General features: G+C 46.2%; 22 protein-coding genes and 4 pseudogenes. 13 read left to right on the top strand and 13 right to left on the bottom strand.

Annotated features, from left to right (window positions below; all coding sequences use genetic code 11):
* Window positions 1-85 precede the first annotated feature (85 nt).
* Genes AACL31_RS11170 through AACL31_RS11155 form a run of 4 tightly spaced genes read right to left on the bottom strand, consistent with a single transcriptional unit; the run spans window position 86 to window position 3,137 of the window.
* The gene (locus tag AACL31_RS11170) at window positions 86-640 is read right to left on the bottom strand and encodes a DUF2815 family protein (RefSeq protein ID WP_310513679.1); all 555 of its coding nucleotides are present in this window, start codon (window positions 638-640) and stop codon (window positions 86-88) included.
* A gap of 15 nt (window positions 641-655) precedes the next feature.
* Window positions 656-1,954 carry a DUF2800 domain-containing protein gene (locus tag AACL31_RS11165; RefSeq protein ID WP_339053146.1) on the bottom strand — a complete coding sequence of 433 codons (1,299 nt, stop codon included), beginning with the start codon at window positions 1,952-1,954 and terminating at the stop codon, window positions 656-658.
* A complete protein-coding gene (locus tag AACL31_RS11160) occupies window positions 1,947-2,900 on the bottom strand; it encodes a hypothetical protein (RefSeq protein WP_339053145.1) in 954 nt (317 codons plus the stop codon). Before AACL31_RS11160 ends, AACL31_RS11165 begins: the two co-directional genes overlap by 8 nt.
* 12 nt (window positions 2,901-2,912) lie before the next feature.
* The gene (locus AACL31_RS11155) at window positions 2,913-3,137 is read right to left on the bottom strand and encodes a hypothetical protein (RefSeq protein WP_310513635.1); all 225 of its coding nucleotides are present in this window, start codon (window positions 3,135-3,137) and stop codon (window positions 2,913-2,915) included.
* Here AACL31_RS11155 and AACL31_RS11150 point away from each other — a divergent pair.
* Window positions 3,128-3,442 carry a hypothetical protein gene (locus tag AACL31_RS11150; protein WP_339053144.1) on the top strand — a complete coding sequence of 105 codons (315 nt, stop codon included), beginning with the start codon at window positions 3,128-3,130 and terminating at the stop codon, window positions 3,440-3,442. The genes AACL31_RS11155 and AACL31_RS11150 overlap by 10 nt on opposite strands.
* 141 nt (window positions 3,443-3,583) lie before the next feature.
* Here AACL31_RS11150 and AACL31_RS11145 read toward each other — a convergent pair whose 3' ends face one another.
* Window positions 3,584-3,883, bottom strand: coding sequence for a hypothetical protein (locus AACL31_RS11145; RefSeq protein ID WP_310513657.1), 300 nt, complete (start codon window positions 3,881-3,883; stop codon window positions 3,584-3,586).
* Window positions 3,884-4,260: 377 nt separating this feature from the next.
* Here AACL31_RS11145 and AACL31_RS11140 point away from each other — a divergent pair, with 377 nt between their 5' ends.
* A complete protein-coding gene (locus tag AACL31_RS11140) occupies window positions 4,261-4,500 on the top strand; it encodes a hypothetical protein (RefSeq protein WP_310513645.1) in 240 nt (79 codons plus the stop codon).
* On the opposite strand, the gene AACL31_RS11135 is transcribed toward AACL31_RS11140, so the two are convergent.
* On the bottom strand, window positions 4,469-4,702 hold the full coding sequence (locus AACL31_RS11135; protein ID WP_310513069.1) for a hypothetical protein: 234 nt from the start codon (window positions 4,700-4,702) through the stop codon (window positions 4,469-4,471). The two genes, AACL31_RS11140 and AACL31_RS11135, sit on opposite strands and share 32 nt — an antisense overlap.
* A 225-nt stretch (window positions 4,703-4,927) precedes the next feature.
* Between AACL31_RS11135 and AACL31_RS11130 the strand changes: the two genes are divergently transcribed.
* Window positions 4,928-5,359 carry an antiterminator Q family protein gene (locus AACL31_RS11130; RefSeq protein ID WP_339053143.1) on the top strand — a complete coding sequence of 144 codons (432 nt, stop codon included), beginning with the start codon at window positions 4,928-4,930 and terminating at the stop codon, window positions 5,357-5,359.
* Between the two features lie 115 nt (window positions 5,360-5,474).
* Window positions 5,475-6,044 carry a hypothetical protein gene (locus AACL31_RS11125; RefSeq protein WP_339053142.1) on the top strand — a complete coding sequence of 190 codons (570 nt, stop codon included), beginning with the start codon at window positions 5,475-5,477 and terminating at the stop codon, window positions 6,042-6,044.
* Here AACL31_RS11125 and AACL31_RS11120 read toward each other — a convergent pair.
* Window positions 6,025-6,174 carry a hypothetical protein gene (locus AACL31_RS11120; RefSeq protein WP_339053141.1) on the bottom strand — a complete coding sequence of 50 codons (150 nt, stop codon included), beginning with the start codon at window positions 6,172-6,174 and terminating at the stop codon, window positions 6,025-6,027. The genes AACL31_RS11125 and AACL31_RS11120 overlap by 20 nt on opposite strands.
* Before the next feature lie 200 nt (window positions 6,175-6,374).
* On the opposite strand from AACL31_RS11120, the gene AACL31_RS11115 reads away from it, so the two are divergent.
* From AACL31_RS11115 to AACL31_RS11085, 8 genes and pseudogenes are all read left to right on the top strand, one after another.
* Window positions 6,375-6,566 carry an HP1 family phage holin gene (locus AACL31_RS11115; protein ID WP_339053140.1) on the top strand — a complete coding sequence of 64 codons (192 nt, stop codon included), beginning with the start codon at window positions 6,375-6,377 and terminating at the stop codon, window positions 6,564-6,566.
* Window positions 6,557-6,625 (top strand): annotated as a pseudogene (locus tag AACL31_RS11110) (hypothetical protein); the annotation flags it as partial. The gene AACL31_RS11115 and the pseudogene AACL31_RS11110, both read left to right, overlap by 10 nt.
* Before the next feature lie 57 nt (window positions 6,626-6,682).
* Window positions 6,683-7,165 carry a lysozyme gene (locus AACL31_RS11105; protein ID WP_339054012.1) on the top strand — a complete coding sequence of 161 codons (483 nt, stop codon included), beginning with the start codon at window positions 6,683-6,685 and terminating at the stop codon, window positions 7,163-7,165.
* Window positions 7,135-7,515, top strand: coding sequence for a hypothetical protein (locus tag AACL31_RS11100; RefSeq protein WP_339053139.1), 381 nt, complete (start codon window positions 7,135-7,137; stop codon window positions 7,513-7,515). Before AACL31_RS11105 ends, AACL31_RS11100 begins: the two co-directional genes overlap by 31 nt.
* 131 nt (window positions 7,516-7,646) lie before the next feature.
* Window positions 7,647-7,712 carry a hypothetical protein gene (locus AACL31_RS21040; protein ID WP_409014156.1) on the top strand — a complete coding sequence of 22 codons (66 nt, stop codon included), beginning with the start codon at window positions 7,647-7,649 and terminating at the stop codon, window positions 7,710-7,712.
* Between the two features lie 69 nt (window positions 7,713-7,781).
* Window positions 7,782-8,255, top strand: a complete 474-nt coding sequence (locus tag AACL31_RS11095) for a DUF2280 domain-containing protein (protein WP_339053138.1) — start codon at window positions 7,782-7,784, stop codon at window positions 8,253-8,255.
* Window positions 8,256-8,418: 163 nt separating this feature from the next.
* Entirely contained in the window at window positions 8,419-10,041 is a 1,623-nt protein-coding gene (locus AACL31_RS11090; RefSeq protein WP_339053137.1) for a TerL protein, read from the top strand.
* A pseudogene (locus AACL31_RS11085) lies at window positions 10,038-10,343 on the top strand (anti-CBASS protein Acb1 family protein); the annotation flags it as partial. The gene AACL31_RS11090 and the pseudogene AACL31_RS11085, both read left to right, overlap by 4 nt.
* An 85-nt stretch (window positions 10,344-10,428) precedes the next feature.
* Here AACL31_RS11085 and AACL31_RS11080 read toward each other — a convergent pair.
* Complete coding sequence (locus AACL31_RS11080) at window positions 10,429-11,019, bottom strand: recombinase family protein (RefSeq protein WP_339053136.1); 591 nt, start codon at window positions 11,017-11,019, stop codon at window positions 10,429-10,431.
* A 224-nt stretch (window positions 11,020-11,243) separates the two neighbouring features.
* Between AACL31_RS11080 and AACL31_RS21035 the strand changes: the two are divergent.
* A pseudogene (locus AACL31_RS21035) lies at window positions 11,244-11,466 on the top strand (phage tail protein); the annotation flags it as partial.
* A gap of 226 nt (window positions 11,467-11,692) precedes the next feature.
* On the opposite strand, the gene AACL31_RS11070 reads toward AACL31_RS21035, so the two are convergent.
* From AACL31_RS11070 to AACL31_RS11050, 5 genes and pseudogenes are all read right to left on the bottom strand, one after another.
* Complete coding sequence (locus tag AACL31_RS11070) at window positions 11,693-12,226, bottom strand: tail fiber assembly protein (protein ID WP_339053134.1); 534 nt, start codon at window positions 12,224-12,226, stop codon at window positions 11,693-11,695.
* Complete coding sequence (locus AACL31_RS11065; RefSeq protein WP_339053133.1) at window positions 12,226-13,092, bottom strand: phage tail protein; 867 nt, start codon at window positions 13,090-13,092, stop codon at window positions 12,226-12,228. The genes AACL31_RS11070 and AACL31_RS11065 overlap by 1 nt, the downstream gene beginning before the upstream one ends.
* A gap of 96 nt (window positions 13,093-13,188) precedes the next feature.
* Window positions 13,189-13,755 (bottom strand): phage tail protein I, encoded by a 567-nt coding sequence (locus tag AACL31_RS11060; RefSeq protein WP_310513015.1) that lies wholly within the window; start codon window positions 13,753-13,755, stop codon window positions 13,189-13,191.
* Window positions 13,745-14,868 (bottom strand): annotated as a pseudogene (locus tag AACL31_RS11055) (baseplate assembly protein). The gene AACL31_RS11060 and the pseudogene AACL31_RS11055 overlap by 11 nt, the downstream one beginning before the upstream one ends.
* Window positions 14,859-15,221 (bottom strand): GPW/gp25 family protein, encoded by a 363-nt coding sequence (locus tag AACL31_RS11050; RefSeq protein ID WP_310513017.1) that lies wholly within the window; start codon window positions 15,219-15,221, stop codon window positions 14,859-14,861. The pseudogene AACL31_RS11055 and the gene AACL31_RS11050 overlap by 10 nt, the downstream one beginning before the upstream one ends.
* Window position 15,222 lies beyond the last annotated feature (1 nt).

The raw sequence follows: 15,222 nt of genomic DNA, 5'->3' as shown, positions 1-15,222 counted from the left end.
AGCTAAATAGAGTAAAAACTACTCATATTTTTAATCGATGCCTGATTATTTAGCCACTTCAGGCCGCAGTGGTTTCTCTGGTGTTTTAAAAGGCGATATCGTCTTCTTCCTCAGCCATGCTCAGGTCGTCAAACTCGTCAACGGAGGCCACGCTTCCACCGCTAAAGGCATCGCCATCCCGGAAAAACTGAACCCCTCTTAAGGAGGCTGAAACCCCTTTACCATTATTGTCATAGGCATAAAATTCAATGGTGGCGTTAACGTAACAGCCAGAGTAGGGACGACCGTCCTGTGCGGTGAGTGGTGTACGATTTACGTCAATGACTAACGGACGATCTTTATTACTGGCGGTGATGTACATATTTCCGGCATAGCCATCGTATTCTTTATTGTCGCCATCGCGGAAGCAAAAACGGTTGTTGGAGTGGCAGATGCTGTTATAAATTTTTTCTACCTCTTTGGCTCCCCATTTTTCCTTAATGACCGCCTTAATCCCCGTTTTGATTTCTTCAATCAGGTCAGTACGGCTTTTGGCGATAAGGAAATTGGCACGGTATTTGAACGCTCCTTGACCACTGACTTGCGTAGGTTCAAATAATTCAGGAAAAGCCAGACGTACGTTGTTTAATTTAATTTTCATCACGTTACCTTTTAATTAGATGGATTTATCAGCGAGTGCCGCTTCGGTCACATCGTCAAAGTCGTTTAAGGGATTAATAACAAGGGCAGGGCGAGGGTCAGATTCCGGTGCGATAACGGGTTTCCCGTCTGCTCGCTCAATAAGCGCTTCCAGTTTTGCCCAGCGACTCGGTTTGTCTTTTTTAAGTAGTTTCTCAGCCTGTGGCGGACTGATAATTTTCTTGTGGTAGATTTGTTCCTGTTTAAGTTTGGCGCCTTTTAACAGTGCTTCGGCTTCACGTTCATCACACCAGGTGCGATTACCCTGTTTGCCCGTAACCAGTTTAAAGCCCGGTACTGATTGCCCATTATGTAATGCCTCAGCGACCCGATTGCGTAAGGCTTTACAAAAGCTCTCTATCAAATCGACATGCGGGTAGAGTGTTGCCATTTGCCCAGGGGTTAGTAACGTAATACGTTTTGGCGCATCACTTAATTGTGGTGCGAGCGGTTGGGTTAAATCGACAAAATCGCTTCTGACTTCATTATGGACAAATTGCGCCTGGGCAAAACACAATCCGCCTTTTGCTTTGCAGAACTGGCATTGCCTGATGCCCGGTGAAAAGGCACTATCCGGTAGCGCATCAAGCCCGTTGCGCTCGGCAAGGGTTACCATCTCCATGGCTTTTTGCGCCCTCAATCTGGCTAAGTCCCCAAAGTCTTTTAAGTCCTCAACCGATAGCGCCCATTCGGACAGATGGTTAAGTCTGGGCTGATGAATAAAAAGACGAACCGTGTTAAAATCATAAATAAGGTCAAACTGATGTAACGCCCCTAGCGCATAGAGCATAAGTTGCGCATTTTGCCTGGCATCGACTTTAACGCCTTTACCGTATTTCAGGTCATGGATTTGTAACTCATCCTCGCTGACAATAATCGCATCGGCGGTACCAAACGAATTCTCTACGTCAATGACGGCTGAAAAGTCAACTCGCTCCTCAACCTGTAAGATTTTCCCGTCCGCAAGCCTCCAGACGGTATCGATATAGGTCTGGACGTGCTCAATCATCTCTTCATCCACTTGTGGCGAATTAGCTTTCAACAAGGGATACGTGCCGATATAGTCTTTCGCATCAAATCCAGATGTTCGTCTACGCCCGTCACTAAACGGGTTTTGGCGCATTGTTAAGATACTTTCCGCTAACGCATGCGCTGCGCGACCTTCTTCCGCAAACGGCGATGTTTTATCGGGTAAGGTGGCTTCTACTGCGAGACTGGCGCTACAATAAAGCCATCGATGCGCTGAGGAGGGGGAAAGTTTTGCATGTTCAGCCATCGCTACCCTCGGCGTTATCAGCGGCTAAAACGCGTTGGGCTTTCTCGATAAACTGAACCAGATTGTCATCGGTAACGTCACCCATCTTTTTAGCGTTGAATGAGGCGAGGATATCCAGCGCTTCATTGCGATATCCGCCTTTGACCAGTTGAGTAATGCAGGCCGAAGCCTCACTGCGAAGTGCCTTAAAATCAATCGGTTTGACTTCTGCTGGGGTAGGCAATTCACGCAGTAATGACAAGGCAAATTCGCGACGATCGGTAATGCCAAAGAGATTATCCCAGTTAGCCAGTATTTTTAGGCATACGTCGAAGGTTTTGGCTTTAGGAAGAAATGTCACTTTAGGTAACCCGTTCAAGGCGCAATAAAGTGCATCAATTTGCCCGGTAACACTATCTGCTTTCTCAGATGCAAGCGTTGCGGTGGCTTTAGCGACTTGCGCATTGTCAGGTTTAACTGCTTTATCCCCAAACAAGACCGACAGGGCGACGATGTGACGCAAATCAAGTGATTCAATATCCACCGGTTCGGGCTTAGGTTCAAGTTTAGGCTCCACTTTAGGTGCTTCAACAATCGGTTTAACGACTTTAGCAGGTTTCGTTTCTACCTTGGGGGTTTGAACCTTTTTCTCGGCAATAACCGGGACTGGCTTGTCTTCCGCTCTAGCGGGCACTTCGATGGTAATTTCAGACTTAATCACTTCTTGAGGCTCAGTCATAGCAGATGGCGCAACAGGTTGTGGCTTAACATCCGGTGTGAAGGGTTTCGGTTTATTTCCCCCTGTTGGTTCATGTGGACCGCTCGGGTCACTCGGGTTATTTTCAGGGTGTCCGACTAACTGACTGATTAACATTTTATGGGCTTCGGCCAGTTGATTATGGGCGATAACCATTTGCGTGTGGTTTTCTGCCAGTCTTGCCAGCAGGGGACTATTTGCGGTAAGCATTTTGCGTCGACCTCAACGATATACAGTGACAGGGAATTGGTGATTGCTATTACGTTTTAGCGCTTCTAATTTTTGTAAATAGCGTAAACGCCGGACGTTGTTGTTCATCGGAAATCGCTCCGATGACAGGATTTTTGCTTTTTGCATGGTGGTTTTTCCGATGGAATGGGCTAGATAGGGTATGCCTGATTGTTTACCGGCAAAAAATACTATTTCAAGAACTTTTGATGATGGCAAAGAATCGCATCATTGAGCTTGAAAAAGAGGTTAATAACAAAGAGCAATGGTTGATTGAAAAATCTAATTATGAACTTTATAACCCTAAACCGGGTACGATAGTCTACCGTAGCAAAATACCTGAAAGTGCTGAGCAAAAACCTCACTATCTTTGTATTCATTGCTATGAGTCTGGCGTGAAATCGATACTTCAATATGCGATCACTAAACCAGTTACTACGTCTTTGCATAGCGCGCTTTTCCATTGTCATAGATGCAATGTCTATTATGATTTCCCTTATGAGTATGTTAGGGATTACAAGTGATCAACTATTTTATTGAGTTGCCTGATATTTCTGGCGCGTCAGGCTCGCCCCCTTTGTGGTTTACGACAACACACAAAACAGGTATATCAATAATGAGTGACTAGCCTGGTTGACGATTGGGAAGCCTGGTTACCGTATACATCATGAATTGGCAAACCCAAAATTCTTATTGTTTTTACCAGGATCTTTACTAGCTCTTTTTTCTAGCTCTTCTGTTTCAAGTGCAATAAAACCGTCTCTGATAGCCGATGCAAGTGCTTTCGCCCTGACATTATCGATAGCGCGATTTGAATCCATTTCTGCCTGTAATGCATACAGTAGCGCTTCGCTGGCTTTCTCTTGAGATTTTTCACTCAATTCTTCAAATTTCATCATTTCTCCTAAATACCAATCGGTTTTGGCGGTGTGTGCCGGAGGTATCCGGATTATATCTACAGCCATATTGGTAGTGCCCTGGTGTTGGTTTTTAACTTAATGGCTGTATTTTGGTTATTCACACACCCCAAAACCGACTGTTTGGCGCATCATCTTTCTTGCTCTGACGCTACAGGGAAATATTTATCCAAGAATGTTTGTAGTAAAGCGAGGAGTTTTTCAGCCTTGGCTTCCCATCTACCAATAAAAAAACTCAAATCAGTATTTTGAACTACACCAAGATAAAAAACGATTGGGAGAGCAAGAATTATAAATAAAAACCTAATCGAAATATTGATATATCTGAGCATTTTGTTCACCGTAAAAAGGGCTAAAGCGCGGTGCTTGTTAACGTAATTTATTCATTGCCTGCTTTTAACCACGTCAGGCGAGGTGGTATCCTTATGGTTCGATTAACTTATAAGGAAAAAGTAATGTCCAATAAAAATGAAAAATTTGTATGCTATAAATACGATGCTCGCGCTTTAGCGGTCGAATACCTTAGACGTTGTGATAAAAAATTTACCCCTGAAGAATATCTTATTGAAGTTCTTAAACTAGAAGATGTTTATCAAAAAATTATTGAGGATGCTGGCAGCAAGAAGTCTTTAGCTATTTGGAAGAAGCTAGGCCAGAAAGATTAAAAACCATTCCAACTACTATCGCCTCGGCGGTAGTTTTTGCAGCATTAATAACGTCTTCTTTTTCTGCACCGTTTTTCACTAAATGTGTCACAACGTCTAAAACAGCTTGCTCCACCGTATCCATACAGTGATGAACAATTTCTTTATCAATTTCTTTCCCGTCAATAATCACGGTTTTCCTACTTAACTGTTCGTTATCCATGTTTGACCTCTTAATTTAATGTAATCCTAAACGTAGTGGTGTTCGTTTGAAATTTAGGTGTGAAGAATGTACTACATGGTTTTACTTAGTGTTATCGGAACATGAAGAAGGGACGAAAATATTCTGGGAGAAAGCGGAGAAGCAGTATGCTCATTACAGACGCATACGGGGATATGAAGATTAAATTAGTAAAACATTCCCGTTCACAACAGGAGCGAAAAAACCATGAGCAGAGACATCAAGAAAATACTACTCCACTGGGGCGGCTGGTGTGCGGGTAATCCGTATGCCGCGGTAAGTTGGTTGCCGGTGGCATCGGGCTTTGATCGCTTCATGCCGTTTACCGGGGCAAATCGTTTATCATGCAGTGATGCAGATGGGTTAGTGATTGATGTGTGCGTCAGTCGCCTTAACACGGTGGGGATGGCGAGAGAGCTGAATTACATCGAGGATTATTATATCCGTGGGATATCCAAGCGTGCTATCGCGCGAAAGTTTGCGGTACGAGAGGATGAGGTGCGAAAAAGAATGCAAATTGCGGAAGGCTTTATTTTGGGATGCTTAGAAACCCTTGATATTCAATTAGATATCGATGTATTGTACAAATATCATACAAACAGTTATCAAACACTGGTGCGGCCGCAAAAGGTATGCTAAAGTGCCCATGATGAATTTTTGCGTCCAGCCGAAATGTACGCTGATAAATAAAACCTCGATTAAGTATTTTTTGCTCACCTCGCTTTTGCGAGGTTTTCTTTTTTGTGGGGTGGGGATGAACAAACTTCCAAGTGATTATTTCCTTGATGTGGATGATGACCTATTGGCATTTCTGGAAAAACAAGGTGAGGAGTGCGCTAAAGAAATTTACAAGTCGAATACGGTTAATAGAGAAAATGCTTATAAACTGCTGAATATCTTGATAGTGGGTATCGGTTCCGCTTTTTTGCTCTTAACGCAAAAGCCAATTTTTGCGTATTTAACGATGGGTTTAGCTACCTTCCTGATGTGTTGGGTGCTCTGTGCAGGGTATCTGGTCTTGTTCTGCTTACGACCAAATATTAGAGGTGCTGTGTTTACTTCGCCAAACAGATTGTATACGCAACCTTACAAAGCCATTTGTGATACCGATTATAAAAATTTAGAAATCAAAGGGTTCAAAGCGCAAAGAAAACCCTTAACGCTCATACGGCGTTACCGGCTAATTGATTTATGTGCTACCGCGGATGAATTGATTGATATTAACATCAAAATTAGAAAACATTTAAATAGAGTGAGGATCGCAACAATCCTCACTCCAATATTATCAATGACAATATCTGCAATTACTTATTACTTTTTTTGATATTTTTCGCTGAATCCCCGACAACCATACGTTTTGTTGTGAAGTCTTTAGCACCTTGTTCTGGCGTGGGTTTTCCGGCGTTAGAAGATTGGGTGTTGTTTTCACTTGGTGATTGTTTTTGGTCAGACATAATTTTCCTTATTTTGACATTGGTTTATTTGACGATTTAACAATATCAAATACGGATATGTGCCGCCAGTCGCTTAACTGGCTTTATTTCGCTTTAGCATTTACGCCACCGCAATACTGACAAATCTAATAATCGAAACGAGTAAGGCGGTTGGCTCCCCTGTTTAATCCAAGCAATGGAACCCTCAACAAGGAGGGTATATGCGCATGCCTGAAAAATACTCAACCCCAACGGCCTATCTCTGGGGCATTATGACGACCATTTTAGGTTTTTTTACCCTTGAGGAGTGTCAAGATATTCAGCAGTTTATAAGCATTTTCTCTATTAACCGTATTCGACTTGTAAATTTCTTTAGCGCACTCCTCACCTTGTTTTTCCAGAAATGCCAATAGGTCATCATCCACATCAAGGAAAGGTGGCTATTGTCGGTATTGTCTGCACGATAGGGACATTTTTAATCAACGTGTACTACCGCACAAAAAGGAGTACAAACTCAAGGAGCGTCAGTATGAAAATATCGAAAAAAATAGTGATGGCAACAGGCGGTAGTGCGTTGTTTCTAGCCTCAAGCATGATAACCCATTTTGAAGGGTTGAGACTCAAACCCTATTTCGATGGGGGTGGTGTGCTTTCCGTCTGTTACGGGCACACAGGCAACGATATTGAGCGTAACCGAACTTACACCAAAGAAGATTGCAACAAGTGGCTTGATGACGATTTGAAAGTGGTTAAACGTTATGTTGACCCGTTGATTAAGGTCAGTATCAATACGCTCACTCAGGCAGCCCTTTACTCATTTGCCTACAACGTGGGCGTCGGCAATTTTGCTAAATCCACCTTGCTTAAAAAGCTCAACACAAATGACCGAACGGGTGCTTGTGACGAGATGAAACGATGGGTTTATGTAAAAGGCGAAGTTTGGAAAGGGTTAATGACCCGTCGAGAAATAGAGAGCGTAATATGTTATGGCGACCTTACGCATTTGTCGTAGTGATTATTGCAGGACTAATCTTATGGGCATCTTGGTTGTTGACATCCTTAAACGAAGTCAGGGCATTAAATAAAAAACTCACTGTTGACCTCAATAAACAGGTAGCCATCACGACTAATGCTTTTCAGTCAATAAGGGTAATCAATGATATTGCACGAATTAATAGTGAAACCCGTCAGCGTAAAGCGGTTGACTCTGAAGCAACACAAGCAGCAATTAAAACGCATGTCGCCAATCGGGATTGCGCCAATCGCATTATCCCTAATGGTGCTGTTGTCGAGTTGCAGCAGCACACAAATCGAATACGTTCAGATTCCTCACATTCCGATACCCTCTCACCTACTCGCTGACTGCTTGCCGCCAGCGATTGCGGGTATGATGACATGACGTGATAGCCTGATACTCAATGAGCAGTTACTGACAGTGATTGAACAGTGTAATCTTGACAAACAGGCAATAAAGCGAATTGAAGAGCAGAGAAATGATAGTTGAGAACGAAAAGCAGACAGAATATTTACAGCAGTACATCAAAACACAGTGTCAATAAATCAGTAAACGTGTTTTCGATTGAAATTAACCAGAATAAATTATATTAACTTAGTAGGAGGGGTAACCAATGGCGGCATTATCTCCAGAGGTTAAGGCCTTCATCGTGCAGTCGTTAGCCTGTTTCGATAGGCCAACTCAGGTGCTCAAACAGGTGAAACTGGAATTTGGATTAACGCTCACCGTACAACAGGTCTCTTCCTATGACCCCACAAAAGCGATTGGAAAAAGCCTTGGTCAAAAATGGGTTGATCTCTTTCACTTCACGCGAGAGCGATTCAAAAAAGAGATTAGTGATATTCCTATTGCCAATAAAGCGTATCGACTGCGTGTGTTAAACCGTATGGCGATTCGAACAGAATCGATGGATAATTTTTTACTCACGGCGCAAATGATAGAGCAAGCAGCTAAAGAATGTGGTGACGCGTATACCAATAAACAGAAAATAGAACATTCAGGAACTTCACATAATCAGGTTGAATTAATCACGCATGAGATGACCCCCGAACAGGCGGCAGAAGCCTATAAAAAATTGATGGGGTAAAGGGCTAAAAATCGCTTACTTATTTTTACTAGAAATAATATTTAGATAAATATTATGTATTAATATCAATATACTACGTTAATTAATTTCCTGTTTTTATTTTTTATGTACGCAGTTATGTGCGATATATTTTTTTGACTCGCTTTTTTCTGGACAAATCCCTATGCCATTACCGTTCCCTTTTGACTTTAAAAAGCCGGATTATGTCCAGGTGTTTAAGTGGCGCGCGGAGCGACTACAACGTCTTCGGGAGCAGCCGGAAAGTTTTGAACTATTAACCCGATTTTACAAGGATAATCCCGCGCAGTTTATTATCGACTGGGGCATGACAACAGATCCGCGCAATATTGATTATGGACTACCGGTGACTATTCCTTTTTTGCTGTTCCCGAAACAGGAAGCCTGGATTGACTGGATAATGACCCGCTGGCGTGGGCGTGAAAATGGCATTACCGAAAAAAGCCGCGAAATGGGCTTAAGCTGGACGTCAATTGCGTTAGCCTGTGCGTTATGTCTCTTCAACAAGGAAATGGTGATTGGCTTTGGCTCCCGCAAAGAAGAGTACGTTGACAGCACCGGTGATCCGAAAGCGCTATTTTGGAAAGCGCGCAAGTTTGTGGAATCGTTACCTCAAGAGTTTAGGGGCGGTTGGGAAGCGAAAAAACACGCCCCCTACATGCGGGTCAATTTCCCAAACACAGGTGCCATTATCAAGGGTGAAGCAGGGGACAATATCGGACGGGGTGACCGCACGACACTCTATTTCGTCGATGAAGCCGCCTTTTTGCCCAGACCGTTACTGATTGATGCTGCCTTATCGCAAACCACCCGTTGCCGCATTGATTTGAGCTCGGTTAACGGCATGGCTAATCCGTTTGCCCAAAAACGTCATAGTGGCCGTATTCCGGTGTTTACCTTTCACTGGCGAAGTGACCCGCGCAAGGATGATGGATGGTACGAGAAAGAATGCCAGAAAATTGATAATCCGGTCATTGTGGCGCAAGAGTTGGATTTGAACTATCAGGCGTCGGTTGAAGGGGTGCTGATTCCGGCAGAGTGGGTACAAGCAGCAATTGATGCCCATACGAAACTTGGCATTAACCCAACCGGAATACGTCTAGGGGCCTTTGATGTGGCGGATGAGGGCAGAGACAAGAACGCCTTTTCTTGGCGGCATGGTTTTTTGCTTGAGGGTATCGAAGAGTGGTCAGGAAAAGGCAGCGATATTTTCGGCAGCGTTGAAACCGTTTTTCAGTTAGCGGATAAGTATCAGCTTGAGAGTTTTCGCTTTGATGAGGATGGGTTAGGTGCGGGCGTAAGAGGGGATGCGCGAATTATCAATGACCAGCGCAGACAAAAAAGCGCCGCACGTATTGACGCCGTGCCGTTTCGCGGCAGTGGCGGGGTGTTTGACCCAGACAAAGAAGCGATCGCCGGATTTGACGGCCAGAATGCGCGATTAAACAAGGATTTTTTTGCCAATGCCAAAGCGCAAAGTTGGTGGCATTTACGCAAACGCTTCCAAAATGTTTACCGAGCGGTAGTCGAAAAACAACCCTTCAAACCGGATGAACTGATTGCCATTAATGGCGCAATGCGACTCAAAGACAAACTCATCGTTGAATTATCGCAGCCAACCTATTCCATTAACGCGGTGGGAAAAATCGTAATAGATAAACAACCCGATGGGACAAAGTCACCCAATCTAGCCGATTCAGTGATGATCAACTTTGCCCCAATGAACACGGCACTTGAAATCTGGACACTACTGGGTAGAAGCGCATGACAAAAAAGAAAAAATCACACTCTCAAAAAACGGCTGACGGGTATGAGAATTTTACCGCCCGTGTCGGGATGCAAACCCCCAATCAACATGCGGATTCAACTTATCGCCCTGACTGGACAAGTCGAAACCGGTTATTACTCGAATATGCTTATCGCTCATCGTGGATCATTGGTGCGGCGGTCGATACCGTCGCCGATGATATGACCCGAAAAGGTGTTCGCATTACTTCACAAATGGAGTCGAGCGACAAAGGGGAAATCGAATCTTTATTTGATGAACTGGAAATCTGGGAGAGTCTCAATTGATGCGGCGTGCGATATTTGAAGCCAAAACGTGCGATAAATGGCAGGCTACTTTTGTTTCCATCAGTGCAACGAAATTACACTGTCATTTTTCATCGGAGGCACTTTGGTCTGTTTGAGTGGTACGATCAACGGGACAATATTTGTAGATGCTGGTCAATGAAACTCCATACAGTAACGCCAGCTGCTTTCTACTATGGCCGGACTCAAGTAATTTTTTAGCCTGCTCTTGCTGTGCAGAAGATAATGAGCAAGGTCTACCGCCGATACGTCCTCTGCTTCTCGCTGCGGCTAAACCTGCCTGAGTACGTTCAACAATTAGTTCTCGCTCCATTTGTGCTAATGCACTCATCACATGAAAGAAAAAACGACCTGCTGACGAAGAAGTATCGATGGAATCCGTCAAACTATGAAAATGAATACCTTCATCTTCCAGTTTGGATATTAAAGTAATCAAATGTTTAATGCTGCGACCCAGTCTATCTAGCTTCCAGACCACCAATGTGTCACCCGATTTCAGTGCGTTTAGTGCCCGTTTTAATCCGGGTCTCTGGTCTATTTTTCCGCTGATTTTATCTTCAAAAATCTGTTCACAATTTGTACAAATGAGTGATTTTCGCTGTAAATCGGTGTTTTGGTCATTTTTTGACACCCTCATATAGCCTATTTTTGCCATTTTAGCCCTTTCTCCTCCCTCTGTAAGCCTTGTCATCGCTGCTTTTGGTCAAAATGTTAGCAAAACTCTTCATTACAGAAAACCTTGGTTTATTGGAAATAATAAGTTTGGCTAAAAATGCAACACCCAATCAGCGTAAAATTAACGGCAAAACGCTGACTCAGGATGTGCAGCTAACCGCTACAGATGTTCATGCTGTTACTCCCGAAGTATTGCGTGTCGAAATCCCTGTCGGCGTTCCTCTGCCTTGGCCTACTGAAAAACCGCCGATAGGTTGGCGTATCTGTAACGGTGAGCGCTTCGATAAAAAACAATGTCCACTTTTAGCGCTGGCTTACCCGTCGGGAAAGCTCCCTGATTTACGTGGCGAATTTATTCGGGGCTGGGATGCAGGACGAAAAGTGGATAACGGACGCAAAATATTAAGCGTACAAGGTGATACCCTTCAAAATTTCACTGGAAACATAACCGGCATTCAGTTTGTCGGTCAATCATCAGCCAGTGGGATTTTCAAAATGGGAAGAAGAATGGCCAGTAGTAGCATTACTGGAGGAACCAGCGGCGTATTCGCTGTTGATTGCTCAGCCAGTTTTCAGTCTGGTTTGAGAACCGCTTCAGAAACAAGGCCGCGAAATGTCGCGTTTAACTACATTGTCAGGGCAGCATAAAGTTTTTATCTTTTCGGAGCTTCCGGCCACGCAATATCCAGCGTTTTGCTGATATCGACACGGTTTAGCAGCACGCGGTATTTTTTCCAGGCCAACAGTGCCGCTTTTTCGGTTTCTGTCGCCATGTCGAGGTCTACGGCGTCCTGAAGCGGGGCTATAATTTTTGCTGCCTGTTCAAGTAGATAATCTCGCTTATGGGTAGCTTGCTCCATAAGTTCATCTGCGGTATAAACACGTGGAACAACCTCACCATCGATAAAACACCATTTTCGGTTATGGGCGGCCTCTTTAGGCCATTCGGATACTTCAGATATGCTGCACCCATCGGGACAGAAGGCACTGATATCGTAGCCCATTGAGCGTATAATCCCGTCGGTTTCATACTCAACTTTCATCGTATCGGGCTGAAATAACTTCTGGCACTCATACCAGTCCTGATCATCTTCTGAGATAAGAAAAATCGCACCAACAGCGTATTCTAGACATTTTTTATCAACAGAATCAGGGTGATATCGTTTAAAGTTTTTAATATTTTGCATTATATGCTACTCACATTCATCCATTGACCATTAATATTTTTTTGTAAAGGGCGGCGGTAAAGAGTATCAATATAATGATCGTGATTGAAATTGCTGGCACCCGTTAAGACATAACCGGCCTGATCGTAATATCCGGGGCCATTCCATGCCGCCACACTTTCTAAACTTCCTAATCGAATATCACGCACAAAGGTATTATCAAGCCATCCTCTTAAAGTCCCTCCCCAGAGTGGGCCAGTAATATCACCGTTTTCATGATAAGTGGCCCTTCTGCCGCCCCATGAAATGGTTAAATTTTGCCCTAATGTGACACCTCCGTTGATAGTTCCGCCGGTTCGTTTATCCAGTGCGTTTTTTGCACAATCTACCGTTTCCAATAAACCAAGGTTTTTTAAAAAAAGATTTTTGTCTGGGATGTCGGCGCCGTTGTCATTTTTTGATAACTTCTGCTCAAGAAGCTGATTGAGTTTTTCAGCAAATTTAGGGTTATTGTCGATGGCTTTTGCCAGTTTATTCAGGGTGTCTAATGTTGAGGGTGCACTGTCGATCACCGCGTTCAGCCTGTCATTGACAATTTTTACCGCTTTCGGAGTCGCCGCTTCCGTTTCACTGCTGCTCTGATTGGCGTTGCTGAGCCTGACGAAACCTTTTTCACTTACGCTCGCATCCGGGTGGTTTCTCGAGCGCGTATGCGCAGTCAACGCCGCTTCGGCCTCTTCTAATTGCTGCTTTAACCAGGCGGTACGATTCGCCAGTTCACGCGCGGGTCGGTTGGTGATGCCATCTGGCCCACCCAATACCGGGTCGGAGGTCTCTATCTGGTAGATACCGTCTTCCCAGGCAGCCGTTTCTTTTAAATAGCTCATTTCATCGTTCTCCATAGGGTCTGATTCCATCCTGGTGGTTTTTTTAGTCACAGTGTAGTTTTTTTTTGTCTATTGATTAAGTGTTTTTGCATACTATTAACTGCTGCCATGATTATAGCGCCCGCTGTAGGTCGTCTGAGCGTTATAGCGCAGCGGTACCGCCGTATAATCCAGCGCCACCAGTTCGCTGCGCGCCGGCGCAAACGCCGCGAGCGTCTCGCGTAATTTGGCCGCCTGGTCATTGGTAATCAACGTATTGAGTACCACCCGATACAGCGCCCAGTGCGTCTCGCTATCAGGATACGCGGTTGCCTGTTCCTGTTTGAGCGCCGCTCCCCCTTCGGTTATCGTCACCTCCCCAAACCCCAGCGCCCGTATCATGGCACGAATCGACCAGGGGGTACCCTTATAGCGATGCAGCGTGATGGCCGATTTCAGCATCGCCCGGCGCGCATCATCCGATTCTGCTAAATGCCAGCCATTGACCCCGGTTAACGCCAGTTGTTCAGCCAGCCAGGGCAAGGCCGACGCCTCGGTCATATCCAGCAGATAAACCAGCAGCGGCGTCAGGTCAATCTGCTGTAACCGTGCGGCCTGTGCTGCCAGCGCCTGAAAATGTTTCTCTACCGCCAGCAGCGGCGGTAACAGGCTGTTATCGGTCATCAGCACTCTCCGCGCCCAGGGTTAACTGAATGTCGCTACAATGCGCCCATTGCTGGGCAGACAGTACCGTCGGCTCCAGGGTCTTGAAACTCGTGAGTTGCACCCGGTAAACCCCGGTACCGAGAGTGCCGCGATAATCTGGCTCGGCACAATATCCCGTCCCAGCTGTTTAGCCTGGCGGGCGACATACTGCTCGGCGGCCTGCCGCGCCTGTTTCAGTACCGGCTTCCCCGGCTGGCTGGCATAACAGGTCAGTTGTGCGGTAATGGCATAGTCAACTTTTTCGGGGGCCAGCACCTGCACGGTATCGTTCAGCGGGCGCACCCGCTCTTCCGAGCACAGGGCCGTCACCAGACTCAGTACCGTCTTGTCCGGCAGCCCGCTGGTCAGCAGCGGATACAGGTTGACCGTGCCGGGTTTGGGTCGGGTCACCGCCACATCACAAATCCCCGGATGGGCACTCATGGCATGAAAACGGTACGCTTCGCGTGAACCGGCGGTACTGAAGGACGCCGGGGCCAGACGAATACGGTTGCGTAAATGCTCATCGTCTTCAGCGTCTGAGCCGCCCGCGCTCGGCGTGGTATTGGTCACCTGGATATCCCCGTCATCGATGGCCTCCATCAGGGTGCTGATTTGCGCCGGTTGCCAGCCATTACCCTGTATCCCCGCCTCGCTGCAGGTGGCGCTCACCGTCACCGTTGATGCCGTCGGCGTCAGCCTGACCTCGCTGTCGGTGGTAAATATCAGACTGTCGGTGGCGCTGAGCCGTGTGCCTGCCGGTATCGGTATCGTGACTGAGGGCGGAACCGCCAGTGAAAATTGCACCGTGGTGCGTGCCGGTTGAGCCGGTAAACGGTAAACGCCGACCAGCTCGGCCAGATAGTCCAGCATCGGGGCACGGGCAAAGGCCACCAGGTTTTGTTCGGCGGCGGATTGAATGGCACTGCGCACCAGGGTTTCCCGGTAGGCAAACAGGTCTATCAATAACCGCTCGGCCTGCGCCGGCCACAGGGTTTTACCGCTGGTCGCTTCATAGGCGGCAATCATCTCGCGGGTAATGGCCTGCGCATCCGCTGCAACAAAAACCGGCTTCTCGAGGGTTAACGCCATGCCACCTCCGTTTGTTGATAAGCCTGACGGCCCGGCAGTCGCCAGCGCAGCAGGAGATTGACCCGCTCACCCTGCGCCTCCAGCGTGACCTGATGTAATTCGCATCGGGGCTCCCAGCGTCTGATGGCCTCCACCGTTTCCCGTACCACATGCGGCAAGGCCCGTTCGACCGGCATATCCAGATAGCGATGCAGATCACTGCCAAAATCCGGTCGATGCGGGTCGCTACCTTTCGGGGTGCCTAAAATCAGTCTTAGACACTGCTGAATATCCTCGACGCCGCTGACCCGTTCACCCGGCGCGTGCAGCGCGGGTTGCCAGTCTGCGGTGCCAGGACCTGTCATTATGTTCATC

The sequence above is a fragment of the Arsenophonus endosymbiont of Crataerina pallida genome (assembly GCF_964020125.1).
GTDB classification, from domain to species: Bacteria; Pseudomonadota; Gammaproteobacteria; order Enterobacterales; family Enterobacteriaceae; genus Arsenophonus; species Arsenophonus nilaparvatae.
This window is presented reverse-complemented; position numbering and strand designations above follow the sequence as displayed.